At 56.5% G+C, this 16,752-nt stretch carries 14 protein-coding genes; 6 read left to right on the forward strand and 8 right to left on the reverse strand.

Translation table 11 applies throughout. From position 1 onward, the window contains the following. Positions 1–7 precede the first annotated feature (7 nt). From DXXMK7_RS06785 to dgcN, 3 genes are read right to left on the reverse strand one after another with little or no spacing between them, the layout of a single operon-like run. On the reverse strand, positions 8–868 hold the full coding sequence (locus DXXMK7_RS06785) for a D-amino-acid transaminase (protein WP_038918416.1): 861 nt from the start codon (positions 866–868) through the stop codon (positions 8–10). Further along, on the reverse strand, positions 868–1,878 hold the full coding sequence (gene dgcA / locus DXXMK7_RS06790; RefSeq protein ID WP_038918417.1) for an N-acetyl-D-Glu racemase DgcA: 1,011 nt from the start codon (positions 1,876–1,878) through the stop codon (positions 868–870). The genes DXXMK7_RS06785 and dgcA overlap by 1 nt, the downstream gene beginning before the upstream one ends. Positions 1,879–1,888: 10 nt before the next feature. Continuing rightward, positions 1,889–2,881 carry an N-acetyltransferase DgcN gene (gene dgcN, locus DXXMK7_RS06795; RefSeq protein ID WP_038918418.1) on the reverse strand — a complete coding sequence of 331 codons (993 nt, stop codon included), beginning with the start codon at positions 2,879–2,881 and terminating at the stop codon, positions 1,889–1,891. Between the two features lie 967 nt (positions 2,882–3,848). Between dgcN and DXXMK7_RS06800 the strand changes: the two genes are divergently transcribed. From DXXMK7_RS06800 to DXXMK7_RS06820, 5 genes are all read left to right on the forward strand, one after another. Continuing rightward, a complete protein-coding gene (locus tag DXXMK7_RS06800) occupies positions 3,849–5,408 on the forward strand; it encodes a sensor domain-containing diguanylate cyclase (RefSeq protein ID WP_038918419.1) in 1,560 nt (519 codons plus the stop codon). Between the two features lie 301 nt (positions 5,409–5,709). Continuing rightward, positions 5,710–6,555, forward strand: coding sequence for an iron uptake transporter permease EfeU (gene efeU / locus DXXMK7_RS06805; RefSeq protein ID WP_038918420.1), 846 nt, complete (start codon positions 5,710–5,712; stop codon positions 6,553–6,555). A gap of 58 nt (positions 6,556–6,613) precedes the next feature. Continuing rightward, entirely contained in the window at positions 6,614–7,735 is a 1,122-nt protein-coding gene (gene efeO / locus DXXMK7_RS06810; RefSeq protein ID WP_038918421.1) for an iron uptake system protein EfeO, read from the forward strand. An 11-nt stretch (positions 7,736–7,746) separates the two neighbouring features. Continuing rightward, positions 7,747–9,060 (forward strand): iron uptake transporter deferrochelatase/peroxidase subunit, encoded by a 1,314-nt coding sequence (efeB, locus tag DXXMK7_RS06815; RefSeq protein WP_038918422.1) that lies wholly within the window; start codon positions 7,747–7,749, stop codon positions 9,058–9,060. Positions 9,061–9,110: 50 nt separating this feature from the next. Next, complete coding sequence (locus DXXMK7_RS06820; protein ID WP_038660434.1) at positions 9,111–9,338, forward strand: DUF1272 domain-containing protein; 228 nt, start codon at positions 9,111–9,113, stop codon at positions 9,336–9,338. Between the two features lie 96 nt (positions 9,339–9,434). Here DXXMK7_RS06820 and proP read toward each other — a convergent pair whose 3' ends face one another. From proP to DXXMK7_RS06850, 5 genes are all read right to left on the reverse strand, one after another. Continuing rightward, positions 9,435–10,940: a glycine betaine/L-proline transporter ProP gene (gene proP, locus DXXMK7_RS06825; RefSeq protein WP_038918423.1), complete on the reverse strand. Its 1,506-nt coding sequence runs from the start codon at positions 10,938–10,940 to the stop codon at positions 9,435–9,437. Between the two features lie 457 nt (positions 10,941–11,397). Then, positions 11,398–12,111, reverse strand: a complete 714-nt coding sequence (locus DXXMK7_RS06835; RefSeq protein ID WP_050569989.1) for a 4'-phosphopantetheinyl transferase — start codon at positions 12,109–12,111, stop codon at positions 11,398–11,400. Positions 12,112–12,174: 63 nt separating this feature from the next. Beyond that, positions 12,175–13,104 (reverse strand): efflux RND transporter periplasmic adaptor subunit, encoded by a 930-nt coding sequence (locus tag DXXMK7_RS06840; RefSeq protein WP_038918425.1) that lies wholly within the window; start codon positions 13,102–13,104, stop codon positions 12,175–12,177. Continuing rightward, positions 13,101–13,820, reverse strand: coding sequence for an ABC transporter ATP-binding protein (locus tag DXXMK7_RS06845; RefSeq protein WP_038918426.1), 720 nt, complete (start codon positions 13,818–13,820; stop codon positions 13,101–13,103). Before DXXMK7_RS06845 ends, DXXMK7_RS06840 begins: the two co-directional genes overlap by 4 nt. A gap of 9 nt (positions 13,821–13,829) precedes the next feature. Continuing rightward, positions 13,830–14,957: an ABC transporter permease gene (locus DXXMK7_RS06850; RefSeq protein ID WP_038918427.1), complete on the reverse strand. Its 1,128-nt coding sequence runs from the start codon at positions 14,955–14,957 to the stop codon at positions 13,830–13,832. A 695-nt stretch (positions 14,958–15,652) separates the two neighbouring features. Between DXXMK7_RS06850 and DXXMK7_RS06855 the strand changes: the two genes are divergently transcribed. Then, positions 15,653–16,630: a hypothetical protein gene (locus DXXMK7_RS06855; protein WP_127353494.1), complete on the forward strand. Its 978-nt coding sequence runs from the start codon at positions 15,653–15,655 to the stop codon at positions 16,628–16,630. Positions 16,631–16,752: the final 122 nt, after the last annotated feature.

Here is a 16,752-nt window from a genome sequence, read left to right on the forward strand (position 1 = left end):
GACTGCATTACCCCGCGGTCTGGGCGCGAATCATCCCGATATAGATGTCCCGCAGCTGGCGCGCCAGCGGTCCGGGGCGACCATCCCCAATCGTGACGCCGTCGATCTCCACCACCGGCCAGACAAAGGTGGTGGCGGAGCTGATAAAGGCTTCTTTGGCGGCGAGCGCTTCCTGTGGCGTGAACGCCCGTTCTTCCACCGTCAGATGATGGTCGGCGGCCAGTTGCAGCAGCGCTTTGCGGGTAATGCCGTGCAGGATGTCGTTGCTGAGCGGGCGGGTGATCAGGCGGTTGTCGGCATCGACGATAAAGCAGTTGCTGGAGCTGCCCTCGGTAATCAGGCCGTTTTCCACCAGCCAGGCGTCATCGGCGCCTTTGGCGTGCGCCCACTCTTTCGCCATACAGGCCATCAGCAGGCTGACGGTTTTGATGTCGCGCCGGTGCCAGCGCAGGTCCGGGCAGGTGATGACGCGAATGCCTTTCTCCGCGCTGGGATGGTGGAGAACAGGGCGGGACTGGGTAAACAGCACCAGCGTCGGTTCGGCGTCGGTGGGGAACGCGAAATCACGGTCGCCGGTGCTGCCCCGGCTGAGCTGCAGATAGATACCGCCTTCTTCCAGCCGGTTTTGCTCGATAAGCCGCAGATGAATGTGATGCAGTTCCTCCGGGCTGACCGGCAGACGCAGGTTCAGCTCGCGGCAGGAGCGCGCCAGACGCGCCATGTGGCCGTCGTATTCCGCCAGCCGGCCGTTGACCACCGCGGTGACTTCATACACCGCGTCGGCAAACAGAAATCCGCGATCGAACACCGAAATCGTCGCTTGTTCCTCGGGCAGGTAACGCCCGTTAACGTAAAGGATACGTGACATTATGCAACTCCCGTTAAACAAGGGCGGGGGTGGCCCCACAATCCCTCTTCAGGTAAATACAACTGGCTGCCGCGCCATTCCAGCCCGCCGACCCGGTCATCCGCCAGCAGCAGCGGCCCGTCGAGATCGACGATTTCCGCGCCCTGCGCCACCAGCGTGGCCGGCGCCATCGACAGCGAGGTGCTGACCATACAACCCACCATGATCTTCAGACCCTGCGCCTGCGCCGCCTGACGCAGTAACAGCGCTTCGGTCAACCCGCCGGTTTTATCCAGCTTGATGTTAACCATGTCGTAGCGTGTCGCCAGACCCGGCAGCGACTGGCGGTCATGGCAGGATTCGTCGGCGCACAGCGGAATCGGGCGCGGCAGCGTGGCCAGCGCGTCGTCGTCGCGGGCGGGCAGCGGCTGTTCAATCATGCTGACGCCAAGGCGCTGCAGCTCCGGCACCAGTTTCAGGTACAGGTCGGCGTTCCAGCCTTCGTTGGCGTCGACGATCAACTGCGCTTGCGGCGCCCAGCGGCGTACCGCGGCAACCCGCTCGATATCGTGTTCGTCCGCCAGTTTCAGCTTCAGCAACGGACGGTGCGCGTTGCGTTGCGCGGCCTGCGCCATGCGCTCCGGGGTATCCAGCGACAGCGTAAACGCGCTGGTCGCCGGTTCCGGTCGCGGCAGCCCGGCCAGTTGCCACACCGGTTTGGCCTGCCGCTGGCTATCGAGATCCCACAGCGCGCAGTCCAGCGCATTACGCGCGGCGCCGGGCGGCAGCAGTGTCTGCAATGTTTTCCGGTCAAGACCGCGTCGCACCGCGTCCCGCAGCGTCAGTAACTGGGCTTCCACATCGCCGATGCTTTCGCCATAGCGGGCGTAGGGCACGCTTTCGCCGTGGCCTTCGTAACGCCCGTCGCGCACCGTCACCTTGATGACATCGGCGTGGGTTTTGCTGCCGCGCGAAACGGTGAAGGTTTCTTTTAACGCCCAGCGTTCATGAGTGACGATCAGTTCCGCCATGATGCCGTCCTTACAAGTTATCGATGATGCGGCCTACGCCCTGACGGAACGGGTCGACTACCGGCAGCCCCAACTGATGTTCCAGTTTCGCCATGTACGCCAGCGCGTCCGCTTCGCTCAGGTGCGCGCTGTTTATGGAGACTCCGACGAAGCGGGCGTTCGGGTTGGTCAGCCGCGCCATCGCCAGATTGAGATCGATACAGGCTTGCAGGTCCGGCAGCGGATAGTCCACGCCGCGCATGCGGGTGCGGGTGGGTTCGTGACACAGCACCAGCGCGTCCGGTTGGGCGCCGTGGATGATACCGGTGGTGACCCCGGCGAAAGAGGGGTGGAACAGCGACCCCTGACCTTCGATCACGTCCCAGTGGTCGGCGTCGTTATCGGGCGCAAGGGTTTCCACCGCGCCGGCGATAAAGTCGGATACCACCGCGTCAATGCTGACGCCCGCGCCGGAAATCAGAATGCCGGTCTGGCCGGTGGCGCGAAAAGTGGCGTTGCCGCCGCGTTCCAGCAGCGCTTTTTCAATCGCCAGCGCGGTATACATCTTGCCGCAGGAGCAGTCGGTGCCGACCGGCAATAGACGTTTGCCGCTGCGTTTACGCCCACTGGCCACCGGGAAGCTCTGCGTCGGGTGACGCACGTCGAACAATGAGCGCCCCAGCCGCGCGGCCAGTTCACTGATTTCCGGCACATCCGCCAGTTTGTTGTGCAGACCGGCGGCCAGATCCATACCGCACTCCAGCGCCTGACGCAGCACCGCGATCCAGGCATCGGAAATGATGCCGCCGCGGTTCGCCACGCCGATCACCAGCGTCTGCGCGCCCGCCGCCCGCGCAGCGGCGATATCCAGGTCCGGCAGCCCGCAGTCCGCCTGGCATCCCGCCATGCGATACTGACCGACGCAGTATTCCGGATGCCACTGTTTAATACCGATCGCCACTTTAGCGGCCAACTGGTCGTGGGCATCGCCAAGGAACAACAAATAAGGTTTTTTAATATTCATCGCAAACTCCGTCATTGAAATAAAAAACGCAGGACAAAGGGCCGCCGTCTCACCCGCTGGTAAGGAAATAAAAAATTAAAATCAATAAGATAATGCATGCGCCAGCCACTTTTTGGATACGTATTGATATCCAGGAAATAATGCTGACAGGTCAGATTTTTCGATATTATCAAGTAGTATTATGTTGTCAATAATGACAAAAAATAAGATTTATATTCTGGGTTTGGTGGTCTTTATTTGTTTCAGATGTCTTATTTTGGTTGTTTTTTAAAATAAAAGTCTGTTATTTTTTTAAAAATGAATATTCGACCGATTTTTATAAAAACAAAGGCGAATAAAAAATGAATGTGGTTATTTTAGTGCATCGCTCGCGTTATTTTGGTGCCGCTGCCCATTATTGGACAAGCGTCATCGTATTTTTCTGGGGAATGTTAAATTAACTCAAAATAATATTCATCATCACGTTAATGAAAAGCACGAATAGCGCGCAAAACGGAGGTTGCTTTTACGTCGGGCGAACGGTTGCACTACAATCGGTTGCACTACAATGGATCGTATATCGACTCATACGGTAGCGTAACACCGGGCGTCAGGAGGGCGCGGAGACCGGTACGGTAACCGGCTTTTTTACAGACCTGCGTGTTTTGTCACAGATTTATTATAGCCTGTACCGATGTGGTAAGACGTTACGGATGTGCGCTGAGTGCCGATGGGGCCCATTTTGCCTGACTGGATACCCCCCGTTGCGTCTTTTAGGAAAATGGGAGACAGCATTGTGGCGATAGCAGACACCGTCGGAAATATCAGGTAGCATGTTTGTACCCGTCATACATTACGTTGCAGGCGCATTGGCGTTCCTCGCTCTCCGGTTATCTGCCTGGTCGGCTGATGGGAATTCGCTGCGTCGCCGCCTTCTGCAACTAACATGCAGGGTATGGATAAGGTTGTAGCCTTACTGAGAACGCATATGTCAAATAATAATAATTTTCCGTCCAGCGCGCTGCGTTTCCTTCGCTCTTTACCTTTTTATTCTTCCCCCGGTATTACCATGATGGCTTTTCTGGCCGTCTGTAGCCTGATTTTTGTTACCACCAGTATTTGGAATTTTCTGGATTCCTATCAGCGTATGCTGGTGGAGGCGGAGAAAAACGTGACTAACCTGTCCGTGGCGATGTCACGTCAGGCGGAAGATACTTTTGTGCCGATTGAAGTGGCGATCGATGACATGCTGCGGGAGTTGTCGCAAACCGGCATGCTGGATTCCACGCGAGTGAAAAGCGTTCTCGATACCCATCGCGCGGTGCTGCCGCAACTGGTCGGTTTCTACCTGTTTGACGAAAAGGGAAATCTGATTTCTTCCACCGGCAAAGGGCCGCTCTATATTTATAATGCCGGCCGGCGGGAATATTTTACCTGGCTCAGGGACAATAATACCGCATCATTGTTTATCAGTAAGGTTACCGTCAGTACGATCACCGGCAGACGTATTATTCCGGTGGCGAAACGGATAAATGGGCCGAATGGCGAATTCAAGGGCGTTTTTCTTGCCACTATCGACCATAATTATTTCGGTAATTTCTACAGTTATTTCAGCCTGGATTATGACGGCGTGCTGTCATTGATGAATGCGGATGGTCATGCGATTTATCTCTACCCCAATCGCGAACAATATATTAATAGTAATTTTTCTGACGGCGGCCTGTTTGAAAAGTCCCGGCTGGAACAAGGCAGCGGCAGCGGTACCTGGCGCACCACGCTGGATAACCGGGTGCGGATTGTCGGTTACGTTAAACTGAAGCGTTACCCGCTGATGGTGGCGGCCAGTCTGGACCGGGGCGCGCTGCAGGCGCGCTGGCTGGCGGAAAATATTTCGGCCATGATGCTCAACGTCATGGTGCTGTTCGCCATGTTTGTCCTCGGTGGTTTCGTCCTGAAGCAGATCCGGCTAACGGTGAAAAATAAAGAGGCGATCAGCCGCCTGCATCAGGAGGAAAGCGACAAGAATAAAGTGCTGCAAAAACTGGCGATGGTCGATCCGCTGACCAAACTGGCCAACCGCCGGCGTTTTGATCTTTATCTGGAGCAGTCGCTGACCCGAGCCCGCGAAGAGGGCGGAACCTTGTCGTTGATTATGCTGGATGTGGATTTTTTCAAACTCTACAACGATACCTACGGTCATGTGCTGGGCGACCGCTGCCTGACCCAACTTGGCAGCGTGCTGAACGGGTTGCCGTTGCCTGACGGCGCATTGGCCGCCCGTTACGGCGGCGAGGAGTTCGCCATTATTTTGCCGGGAATGAGCGGCGAGCAAGCGGCGGTGTACGGCGAGCGGGCCGTGGAGGATGTACGCAAATGCGCAGTGCCGCATCAGGCTTCGCTGTTGCCCCGTCAGGTGGTGACGGTGAGCGTGGGGGTGTATTCGCACTCCAGCGACAACCCCTGCGATATTCAGCGTCTGAAAGAGGGCGCCGATCAGGCGCTGTACCTGGCGAAGAAAAAAGGCCGTGATCGCTGCGTGCGGCTGTAGGCCGTTCCCGTCGTGAAATGCCCAACCTTTTGGGAGCGTAGCGCTCCGCCCTGATAGCGGCGCTTTAAGTCGGCGCCCGCGACGCGAATTATTGTGAGACACCGCCCGCTTTTCCCTGCCGTGACGCGCCGCCGCGCCAGACTGCGGCGTTGAAATATTTGATTAGAAAAAAGTGCTTTACCAATCCTTACATTTCTTTATTAATAAGAACTATTATCATTCTTTATCCGATTTGTATTCCTGCGGCGGCGCGTCCGGGCTGTGAGGCGCGTCGCCCGGTCTGTCTGAGGAGTTTCCATCCATGTTCGTTCCGTTACTCATCATGTTCCGTGAAGGTCTGGAAGCGGCGCTGATCGTCAGCCTGATCGCCAGCTACCTGAAGCGTACCCAACGCGAGCAGTGGCTGGGCGCGGTCTGGGCAGGCGTGGTGCTGGCGCTGGCGTTGTGTCTGGCGCTTGGCGTATTCATCAACGCCACCACCGGTGAATTTCCGCAGAAACAGCAGGAGCTGTTCGAAGGGATTGTGGCGGTGATCGCCGTGGTGATCCTGACGTACATGGTGTTCTGGATGCGCAAAGTGTCGCGTTCGGTACGGGTGCATCTGGAAGGCGCTATCGATCAGGCGCTCAACGCCAGCAAGCGTCAGGGATGGGCGCTGGTGGCGATGGTGTTCTTCGCCGTGGCGCGCGAGGGGCTGGAGTCGGTGTTCTTTCTGCTGGCCGCTTTTCAGCAGGATGTCGGCATCTATGCGCCGATCGGCGCCGTGCTGGGGCTGCTGTGCGCCGTCGTGGTCGGGATGATGATCTACTGGGGCGGGGTGAAACTGCATCTGGCGCGGTTCTTCAAATGGAGCAGCCTGTTCATTCTGTTTGTCGCCGCCGGTCTGGCTGCCGGGGCGATCCGCGCGTTTCACGAAGCGGGATTGTGGAATCAATTTCAGCAAATCGCCTTCGATTTTAGCGCCACATTGTCGACCCATACGCTATTCGGCACGCTGCTGGAAGGCATGTTCGGCTATCAGGAAACCCCGACGATCAGCGAAGTGGTGGTCTATTTCCTGTACCTGATCCCGGCGCTGGCGTTCTTTTTCCTGCCGCAGCGCATGGAGCCGGCCACGGCTTCGGCGTCGCGTAAACATCATCATTAATCATCATCGCCATCAACGATGACCACCATCAACAATCAATGTAAAAAGGGATAGGTCTATGTCTACACCATTCTTCCGCCGTACGGCGCTGTGCGCCGCTCTGCTGGCTCTGCCGACGTTCAGCGCTCTGGCTGCCGACATTCCGCAGGTTAAGATAACGGTTAACGACAAGCAGTGCGAACCGATGCAAGTCACGGTGGCGGCAGGTAAAACGCAGTTTGTGGTCGCCAACGCCAGCCAGAAGAACCTGGAGTGGGAAATCCTCAAAGGGGTGATGGTGGTGGAAGAGCGTGAGAATATCGCGCCGGGCTTCACCCAGAAAATGACCGCCAATCTGGAGCCGGGCGAATACGACATGACCTGCGGTTTGCTCAGCAACCCCAAAGGCAAGCTGGTGGTGACCGCCAGCGGCGAGGCCGCCGCCGCGAAAACCAACGTGCTGGATCTGGTCGGGCCGATCGCCGAATACAAGGTTTACGTGACCAAAGAGGTGGAAGGGCTGGTCCAGCAGACCAAACTGTTCACCGCCGCCATCAAGGCCGGCAAGCTGGATGAAGCGCGCAAACTCTATGCGCCGACCCGCCAGCATTACGAGCGTATCGAACCGATCGCCGAGCTGTTCTCCGATCTGGACGGCAGCATCGACGCCCGTGAAGACGACTACGAAAAGAAAGCGGAAGACCCGAAATTCACCGGCTTCCACCGGCTGGAGAAAGCGTTGTTTGCCGACAATGCCACCAAAGGCATGGAGCACTACGCCGATCAGCTGTATGCCGATACGCAGGAACTGCAAAAACGCATCGCCAGCCTGACCTTCCCGCCGAGTAAAGTGGTGGGCGGCGCGGCCGGGCTGATTGAAGAAGTGGCGGCGACCAAGATCAGCGGCGAGGAAGATCGCTACAGCCGCACCGACCTGTGGGACTTCCAGGCCAACGTCGACGGCGCGCAGAAGATCGTCAACCTGCTGCGTCCGCTGCTGGCGAAAGCCAATAAGCCGCTGCTGACCAAGATCGACGCCAACTTCAAAACCGTCGACGGCGTGCTGGCGAAGTACAAAACCAAAGACGGCTTTGAATCCTACGAGAAGCTGAGCGATGCCGATCGCACCGCGCTGAAAGGGCCGATCACCACGCTGGCGGAAGATCTGGCGCAATTGCGCGGCGTGCTCGGTCTGGATTGAGGCGAGCTATCATGAGTGATATCACTGGCCCGCAGGACGGGCCGCATTCCTCACACCCCTCCGCTTGTCCGGCACAGCCGGACATCGCTTCCCCCTCACGCCGCCGGCTGTTGCAGGGGCTGGGGATGATGGGCGGCGCGCTGGCGCTCGGCGCCGACCGGCTGGCGCAGGCGGAGGACAAGCCGCAGGCGCCGCAGGATGAACGCTGGGAAAAACAGCCGTTCTACGGTCCGCATCAGGCCGGTATCGTCACGCCGCAACAGGCGGCGATGATGCTGGTGGCGTTCGATGTGCTGGCGACCAGCAAACCGGATCTGACCCGCTTGTTCCAGTTGCTGACCCAGCGTATCGCGTTTCTGACGCAGGGCGGCAAAGTGCCGGACGTCGACCCGCGTCTGCCGCCGCTGGATTCCGGCATCATGGGGCCGGAAATCTATCCGGATAATCTCACCATCACCGTATCGGTCGGCGCTTCGCTGTTTGACGAGCGGTTTGGTTTGCAGGCGCTCAAGCCGTTGAAACTGCAGCGCATGACGCGCTTTCCCAACGACTCGCTGGACGCCAGTCTGTGTCATGGCGATCTGCTGTTGCAGATCTGCGCCAACACCAACGAAACGGTGCTGCATGCGCTGCGCGATATCATCAAGCAGACGCCGGACCTGCTCAGTGTGCGCTGGAAGCGGGAAGGGTTCATTTCCGCGCACGCGGCGCGCAGCAAAGGCCAGGAAACCCCCGTCAACCTGCTGGGTTTCAAGGACGGCACCGCTAACCCCAATACCGGCGATAATACGCTGATGGACCAGATCCTGTGGGTCGGCGCGCCGTCCGGCGAACCGGCATGGACGGTGGGCGGCAGCTATCAGGCGGCGCGCATCATCCGTTTTCATGTCGAATTCTGGGACCGCACGCCGCTCAGGGAGCAGCAGACCATTTTCGGCCGGGAAAAACACAGCGGCGCGCCGCTGGGCATGGCTCATGAGCATGACGAGCCGGACTACAGTCAGGATCCGGAAGGCAAAGTGATTCCGCTGGATGCGCATATTCGTCTGGCTAACCCGCGCACGCGGGAAACCCAGGCCAATCTGATGCTGCGCCGCGGCTACAGTTACTCGCTGGGAGTGTCCAATTCCGGCCAACTGGATATGGGGCTGCTGTTCGTCTGCTATCAGGCCGACCTGGAAAAAGGCTTCCTGACGGTGCAAAAACGGCTCGACGGCGAACCGCTGGAGGAGTACATCAAACCGATCGGCGGCGGTTATTTCTTCGTGCTGCCGGGGGTGAAAAATGCCGACGACTGGCTGGCGAGCGGGTTGTTGACGGCGTAAGTCAGGCAGGGTTATAAACTGGGTTGATACCTGAAAACAGGAGCGCCATCATGCTGGAATTGCGGCCTAATTGTGAATGCTGCGACGTCGATCTGCCGCCGGATTCATTGCTGGCGCGGATTTGTTCGTTTGAATGTACCTTCTGCGCCGATTGCGCGCAGGAGAAACTGAACGGTCGCTGCCCTAACTGCGGCGGCGAGCTGGTTCGCCGGCCGATCCGACCGGCGGAAAAGCTCATCAATAACCCGGCGTCGACCCGGCGGGTGCTCGCCCGTTAGCGCGGTTGTTGGTTGTTGTTGGTTATTGATAGTCTGTCGCTGACGTAAAAACGCCCGTCGACCGTATGGCCGGCGGGCGCGCATCACGCTTCATTACTATTCATTAATCCGCGGATGCTGGGCGACCAGCAGCTTGCGTTTCTCTTCCAGTTCAGCGATTTGCTGCGTGATATCCTCGATTTTATGCTCGATGTTATCGTGGTGCTCCTGCAAAATTTCCTTCGCTTCCGACAGGTCGGAAGCAGCCGGCGTAGCGCCTTTCAGCGGCTTGTTGGCCGTCTCTTTCATGAACAGACCGGTCAGCAGGCCGATAACGGCGATCACCATCAGATAGTACGCCGGCATGTACAGATTGCGGCTGCTCTCCACCAGCCAGGCGACGGCGGTTGGCGTCAGGCCGGCGATCAGCACCGAAATGTTGAAGGCGCTGGCCAGCGCGCTATAGCGAATGTGCGTCGGGAACAGCGCGGGCAGGGTTGACGCCATCACGCCGGTAAACGCGTTCAGGATCACCGCCAGCATCAGCAGCCCCAGAAAAATCAGACCGATAATGTTGCTGTTGATCAGCATGAAGCTCGGCACCGCCAGGAAAAACATGGCGACGCTGCCGATAACCACGAACGGTTTGCGGCCGAAGCGGTCGCTGAGCAGGCCCATCACCGGCTGCACGAACAGCATGCCGATCATGATGGCGATGATGATCAGCACGCCATGGTTTTCCGAGTAATGCAGGCTGTGCGACAGGTAGCTTGGCATGTAGGTCAGCAGCATGTAATAGGTCACGTTGGTGGCGATCACCAGCCCGATGCACACCAGCAGGCTTTTCCAGTGATGGGTGGCGATTTCCCGAAAAGAGACGCCCGGCCCGGCTTTCAGCCCGTCGCGATCGTTCTGCTCCAGTTTTTCCACGTGTTGCTGAAACGCGGGAGTTTCTTCCAGCGCGTGACGCAGATACAAGCCGATGATGCCGAGCGGCAGCGCCAGGAAGAACGGCAGACGCCAGCCCCATTCCAGAAACGCCTGTTCGCCGATGATGGTGGAAATCAGCACCACCACGCCGGCGCCCAGCACAAACCCGGCGATGGAGCCGAAATCCAGCCAACTGCCCATGAAGCCGCGTTTACGGTCGGGCGAATACTCCGCCACGAAGATCGACGCGCCGGTGTATTCGCCGCCGACGGAGAACCCCTGCGCCATTTTCGCCAGCAGCAGCAGGATCGGCGCCCAGATGCCGATGCGTTCGTACGACGGTATCAGCCCGATGCAGAAGGTGCTGATGGACATGATGATGATGGTGATGGCGAGGATTTTCTGGCGGCCGTATTTGTCGCCCAGCGCGCCGAAAAACACGCCGCCCAGCGGGCGAATCAGAAACGGCACCGAGAAGGTCGCCAGCGCGGCGATCATCTGTACGCCGGGATCGGCGCCGGGGAAAAACACCTGGCCCAGCGCATAGGCGACGAAGCCGTAGACGCCAAAATCGAACCACTCCATGGCGTTGCCGAGCGCGGCGGCGGTAATGGCTTTACGCAGACGGCCGTCATCAATGATGGTGACATCGTCCAGCGCGATAGGTTTTACACGTTTTCTCTTCAATTTCATAAAGTGACTAACCTTTTATTATCGTGACATGAAAAGGGAGGTGAAGCGTGGGGAAAAACACCGTCTTGCCGGGTATGACGTCAGGTGCTATTGGGTAGTGTGGTGAGGGTGTGTCGGACATCAGCCCGCAAAACGTTTATTCACGTCGGCGCGCCTGCAGCGTGGCGCAACACCGTCTCATTCTCCCCCTTGAGCATCAGATCGTATCTCGCCGCTGCGTTGATGCAGTGTTGGGGTCGGCGATGCACGAATTCATCAATAATATCATAAAAATTGATATTATAAAAATTAATGACAATTAAACGCCGTTTGTCTGGATTTAAATATGTGCTAACTGGCATTTTACTGGTTTTTTATGCTTGTGACGTGAGGCCGGTGCAGGCGGTATGGCGCCTGCCACACCGGGGATGGAACAGGCCGCGGGCGCGTGAAAGCAAAACACGGTTTGAGCCGGGTTTTAAGCCGGAGCAAGGCCGGGCTGGGGCTCAAGACAGAGTGTCAGGACGTGATTGCCAAAACAGTGGTAGTAACAGCAGAGCTGTTTCCCCTGCGGGTTAGTGGGGCTAAGGGATTGCGTCAGGGTGAGTTGAAGACACTGGCGCGACGGTTGCCAGTCGGTTAACTGCGCGCAGGAAAAATCGAAAATCCGCTGTACGTCGGCGAACAGGGCCTTGAACAGGCTCTCCTTTGCGGAGAACAGCAGGGTACCGGCCAGTGTCTCGGCAAGCCCTGTCTGGGCCGCAAGGCGCAGCTCTTGCGGCTTGGCGATCAGCGCGCGCACGCTATCCAACGCGCTTTCGGTCATACACTCCTCGATATCCATCCCCACGCTGTGCAACGCCTGACGACGAGCGACGACGGCAAACGCCAACTGGTTGCAGTGACTGATGGAACCGACGATGTTGACCGGCCACACCGGGTGGCGATGGGGCGAAATCGGCAGCGAATCGGGGACCGTCAATCCCGCCAGTCGCAGCGCCTCGCGCGCGCAGGCGCGTCCCGACAGAAATTCCACCCGGCGTTTCAGTACGGCGCGGTTAAGCGACGCCGGCAGCGTTAATCCGCTGTTGAGCAGCCGGGTCTGCGCGGCGTCGCTGACCTCGATCGTCTGGCTGGCGAAGTAAAGATGACGCCGTAACGCGTGCGGCAACGCTGCAAATAATATTGTCATGGCGCTGCGAATATCATGACACAGCGAATGTCATGGCACAGTGAATGTCTTGCACTGTGAATATCATGGCGCCGCGACCGGTGCGGGAGTGCCGACGGGCGGCACCGTGCCCAACGGGTAGATTTTAACCATCACCCGCTGACCGAGTTTGATCTTCGGCGCATCCAGCGACAGTACGCATTCAATCACCCGGGTGTCCTGTTTGGCCGTCGGATCGTCCGTATTTTGTACGCTGGGACCGAAGACTTCGCTAAGCCGCAGCACTTTGGCCTGATAGACCTTTTTCTCGTTGTTTTCCAGCGTTACCTCGGCCAACTGACCGGGGCGTACGTTATCGACAAAGATATCCTCGATTTCCGCGCGCACAATGCGCGGCGCGTCCGGCGCCAGCGTGAACAGGCGGGTCACATTGAGCGTGGAGGAACCTTCCCCCGGCTTGGCGTATCGCCGTACGATCTTGCCGTTTTCAGGGGCGAGAACCTTGAACTTGTCCACTTCCAATTGGGCGGACGCCACCTTGGCTTTGGCCGTTTCCAGCGCGGCTTTTTTGCCGGCCAGGTCCTCGCGCGCCAGCGACATCTGGTCCTTCAGGTTTTGTTTCGACTGATCGGAAATAACCTGAGTGCCGAGCGGCAGCACCCGGCGGTATTCCCGTTCGGCAATCTCCAGCTTGGTTTTGCTGGTGGCGACATCCTGCGTGGCTTCCTCCTGCGAGGTCAACGACTGCCGCAACGACAGCTCCGCCTCGTTATCATCGATTTGCGCCAGCAACTGCCCTTTTTTTACTTCATCGCCTTCTTCCGCCAGGATCTGCTTGATGATGCCGGCGCGCGGCGCATCAATGCTGATCATGCCGCCTTCGATACTGATGTAGCCTTTGGCGATGGCGACCCAGGGGGCGGACTGCGCTGCCGGCGGCGACGGTTTTTCGGCGTCGCAGGCGCTGAGCGCCAATGCCATGACGAGACTACTGGCCAGGTGGATAACTTTCATGTCAGTGAAACTCCGTGAAGTGAAGAGCCGGAATCATGGGTGATACGGCCATCTTCGATGGTAATAACCCGGTCGGCGTGTTCAATCAGACGGTTATCGTGAGACACCGCCACCACGGTGGAGCCCTGCTGGTGGGCAATGTGGCGCAATGTGTCGATAACAATTTGACCGTTATGCTTGTCGAGCGCGCTGGTGGGCTCATCGGCGAACAGGAACTGGCCGTGCTTGACCAACGCACGGGCAATCGCCACACGCTGCTTTTCCCCGCCGGACAGCTCGGCGGGGTAGAGCGTTTTACGATTGCTGAGCCCCACGGCATCCAGCGTGGCGGACGCCCGCTCTTTCGCCGCCTGCTGCGAAAGCTGTTCACCGTAAGTCAGCGGCAGCATCACGTTCTGCAACGCGTTCAGCGCGCCGAACAGATTGAAGCCCTGAAATACGAAGCCGCAATGATGCAACCTGAATTTTTCCAGATCGCGATCGTGATATTGGGTAATGTCCTGCCCGTTGATAAACACCTGCCCTGATTGCGGGCGCAGCAGCCCGGACAGGATCGCCAGCAGCGTACTTTTGCCCGAGCCGGAAGGGCCGATAATCAGGGTCAGTTCACCGGCGGCAATCTGCAAATCCACCTCTTTCACCACGGGTTGGACGACCTTGCCGGTGGTGAAGCTGTGGCTGACGTGTCTGGCGTTTATGGTGATGGTTGTGCTCATCCGCTTGTCTCAACGTAACAGGGTGAAAGGTTCAGCGCGGTTCAACGCCCGCAGCGCCATCAGTCCGGATAAGAGCGTGATGGTCATCACCAGACCGTACAGGAAGATCAGCGCGGGCCACGGCAGCGTAAAAGAGACATACAGCGCCTGGGCGCCGGCCGACAGCGCCAGCGTTATAAGGGTGGTCAGCAACAGCCCGGTCACGCCAATCCAGAACGACTGTTCCAGCACTACCTTGCGCAGCGCGCGAGTGGGGACGCCCATAGCGCGTAAGGTGGCGTATTCGCGCAGCGCGGCGACAATGGCCGCCATCAGGGTCTGGCTGGTGATGACGATGCCGACGACGAAGCCCAGTGTTGAGGAAAACAGAAAGCCGCTGCCCGAACCTGATTCGAAGATCCAGTAGCCGACCGATTGATCGGAAAACTCCTGCGTGGTCCAGACCTGGAAGCGGCGGTTTTCACCGGTTGGTTGCAGTTGGTCGCGCACGCGCTCGGCGTCCGCGGGGTTTCTGATCTTGACCAGAAAATAGTCCAGGTTGTTTTTCAGCAGCGCCGGGTCCAGCGTGCGGGCGGTGTACAGCGAGGTGATGATGTTGACGCCGCCCATTGACCGCATGCCGCTGACCGTACCCGCGACGCGCACCCGCTTGCCGTTCAGTTCGGTATAGTCGCCCACCTTCACGCCCAGTTTGTCGAGATCGCTGATATCCACCAGCAGATTGCCCGGCACCTGCAGCAGTTGTTTCTTTTCCGGCGTCAATAGGCTGGCGAACGTCATGGCGTTCGGCTGCAGATTTATGCCGATGATGACCGCTGAAATCCTGCCGCCGGCAGGCCGCCGCCAGTCGCCCAGTGTCCACGACAGCCGCTCGACCGCGGTGATCTCCGGATTCATCAGTAAGGTGTTTTCAACTTTTTCTGAAATCGGCCTTGGCAGATCGATGCTTTGCGTATCGGGGAAGCCGACCCAAAGATCGGCGGAAGAACGGTCAATATAGACACTGACTGCGCCGAACATGCCGAGCAACAGTCCCAACTGCACAACCACCAGCAAGCCGGAGAAAGCAACCGCCAGTACCGCGGGCAGAAAGCGCCGCCATTCATGGATGAGAATCGACCGTGCAAGAGAAAGCATCACAGAATCCTTTCTGTCTAAATACAAGAATAAACGCAGAGACGCGCGCGGCTTAGCGCCTGTCGGAGAATCTCTGTCAGAGAATCCGTCAGAGCAATCGATCAGAACAGAGCAATCGATCCGAACGCCCTTTATATAGGTATGTCAGAATTCATTATTCCAGACAACTTAATTTTCGGTTGTAGTAATTATTTAATAGCACGCTTTCTAGCTATTTAAACCTCATCGACTTTATATAACACACCTATTTGTTATCAATCAATTCAAATATAACTGAATGTAAAGATATTGTAAGCACACATTGCGTGGTTGTTTCTGTGAATACTCTATCAATTATTCATGAATCTTTTGTCAAGGTTTTATCAAGAGTGGATTGTTACACCATTATCGGTAACATGAGCTGTTTTTTGATATATTTTTGGATTTTTATTCTATTTTTTGTTTGTTTTTAAATTTTTATGTCCGTATCGGACGGGGTTATCGCCTAAATGGATGATTATTATAATTTTGATAATTTTTGATTCTACTTTCTGGCTGGTTTGAAAAGGTGCTATTGCTGCTGTATACAGTAAGTCATCAAAATTAAATTAATCCCAAAGCCAATAACTAAAACAACGTTTTAAATATTCAAGATGCTCATGATTTTCTCAGTTAATTGATACCGTTCTGAGATGGTGGTTTTTCTGGAGATGTTTATGGATAGCGTTATGCGACAAGGAATTATTAATTTTAGATTATCTATTGCTGTCTTTATCCGAGTGGCTATCGAACTGGCAATATTCTTCATTATATTCTTTCTATCCGCAGCCAGTGATGATGCCGATAAAGGAATACACTTTATCCTATTCTGTGTTTTCTTCCCGATGATTGCCGTCTTCTCCATTACCGTTGAGTTGATGCTGGAGGAGATTAGCCGTCTTACCGGTACGGTTCCATCATTGCCGCTGGCGCAAGCCTCCCTGCCTGTAAATAATCGCCCGGCCAGGCTATGGGCCAGGTTGGCTATTGCCGCGGTGATGATTTCTATTCCTGTGATGATAATTTCCTCCGTGATTTATCACACTGCAGCTATGCGGTATAAAGCGATTCCGCTGCTGGCGCTCGGTAGCCTCTTCTGGGGTGTTTTTTTATCGATAATGTTGATCTACAAGACCTTTATTCCAAGGGTGAAACAGTGGTATCAGCAACAGATGCTCGCCGGGAAGCGCAATGAAAATAAGGCGTTTAGCGACGAACACCTGGTGGTGAATTATTTTATTCCCTGGGTGATTATCGCCATGTTAACGGTGGGTTTCATTTCATGGAAATACTATCACCAGCAAACGAATCTGGATGTGGAAACCATTGCCTTCGGCTGTGGGGGAACCGCATGGATAATATCAATATGGATCACGCATATTGCGAAAAAGCAGGCTGTGATTGACACCCGAATAGGGATGTTGCATTTCGACGATGAGGATGAACTGGATGAGTGGTCAATGTACTTCATTCTGCATGCATTCAGCGCCGCGGTGGTGGCGAGCATATTCATTATCGTGAAGTATTTCCCATTTACCATAACCAATATGTTTTCGGTGATAGCGCTTGAAATCGTCGTCGCCGCTATAGCCGCTATTATCGGCGTTATCATAGGGATGCTGCGAGGTAGAACCGAGGTTTTGTCAAAGAAATGAATGGGCGTTGTTTTAGTTTTTGACTTTTTTATGACTGTGGCATCTGAGCATAAACTTCAACTTTGATTAGCAATGGAGCCGGTCGGAATAAGGCGCATGATTTCATGCCGCCCAGGGCTGAC

Origin of the sequence: Dickeya sp. MK7, assembly GCF_000406305.1 — a bacterium.
GTDB classification, from domain to species: domain Bacteria; phylum Pseudomonadota; class Gammaproteobacteria; order Enterobacterales; family Enterobacteriaceae; genus Dickeya; species Dickeya fangzhongdai.

What these genes read in the sequence shown, in the direction of transcription:
- DXXMK7_RS06785 (WP_038918416.1), bottom strand. Translation starts at nt 868, where the DNA reads ATGTCACGTATCCTTTACGTTAACGGGCGTTACCTGCCCGAGGAACAA.
- dgcA (WP_038918417.1), bottom strand. Translation starts at nt 1,878, where the DNA reads ATGGCGGAACTGATCGTCACTCATGAACGCTGGGCGTTAAAAGAAACC.
- dgcN (WP_038918418.1), bottom strand. Translation starts at nt 2,881, where the DNA reads ATGAATATTAAAAAACCTTATTTGTTGTTCCTTGGCGATGCCCACGAC.
- DXXMK7_RS06800 (WP_038918419.1), top strand. Translation starts at nt 3,849, where the DNA reads ATGTCAAATAATAATAATTTTCCGTCCAGCGCGCTGCGTTTCCTTCGC.
- efeU (WP_038918420.1), top strand. Translation starts at nt 5,710, where the DNA reads ATGTTCGTTCCGTTACTCATCATGTTCCGTGAAGGTCTGGAAGCGGCG.
- efeO (WP_038918421.1), top strand. Translation starts at nt 6,614, where the DNA reads ATGTCTACACCATTCTTCCGCCGTACGGCGCTGTGCGCCGCTCTGCTG.
- efeB (WP_038918422.1), top strand. Translation starts at nt 7,747, where the DNA reads ATGAGTGATATCACTGGCCCGCAGGACGGGCCGCATTCCTCACACCCC.
- DXXMK7_RS06820 (WP_038660434.1), top strand. Translation starts at nt 9,111, where the DNA reads ATGCTGGAATTGCGGCCTAATTGTGAATGCTGCGACGTCGATCTGCCG.
- proP (WP_038918423.1), bottom strand. Translation starts at nt 10,940, where the DNA reads ATGAAATTGAAGAGAAAACGTGTAAAACCTATCGCGCTGGACGATGTC.
- DXXMK7_RS06835 (WP_050569989.1), bottom strand. Translation starts at nt 12,111, where the DNA reads ATGACAATATTATTTGCAGCGTTGCCGCACGCGTTACGGCGTCATCTT.
- DXXMK7_RS06840 (WP_038918425.1), bottom strand. Translation starts at nt 13,104, where the DNA reads ATGAAAGTTATCCACCTGGCCAGTAGTCTCGTCATGGCATTGGCGCTC.
- DXXMK7_RS06845 (WP_038918426.1), bottom strand. Translation starts at nt 13,820, where the DNA reads ATGAGCACAACCATCACCATAAACGCCAGACACGTCAGCCACAGCTTC.
- DXXMK7_RS06850 (WP_038918427.1), bottom strand. Translation starts at nt 14,957, where the DNA reads ATGCTTTCTCTTGCACGGTCGATTCTCATCCATGAATGGCGGCGCTTT.
- DXXMK7_RS06855 (WP_127353494.1), top strand. Translation starts at nt 15,653, where the DNA reads ATGGATAGCGTTATGCGACAAGGAATTATTAATTTTAGATTATCTATT.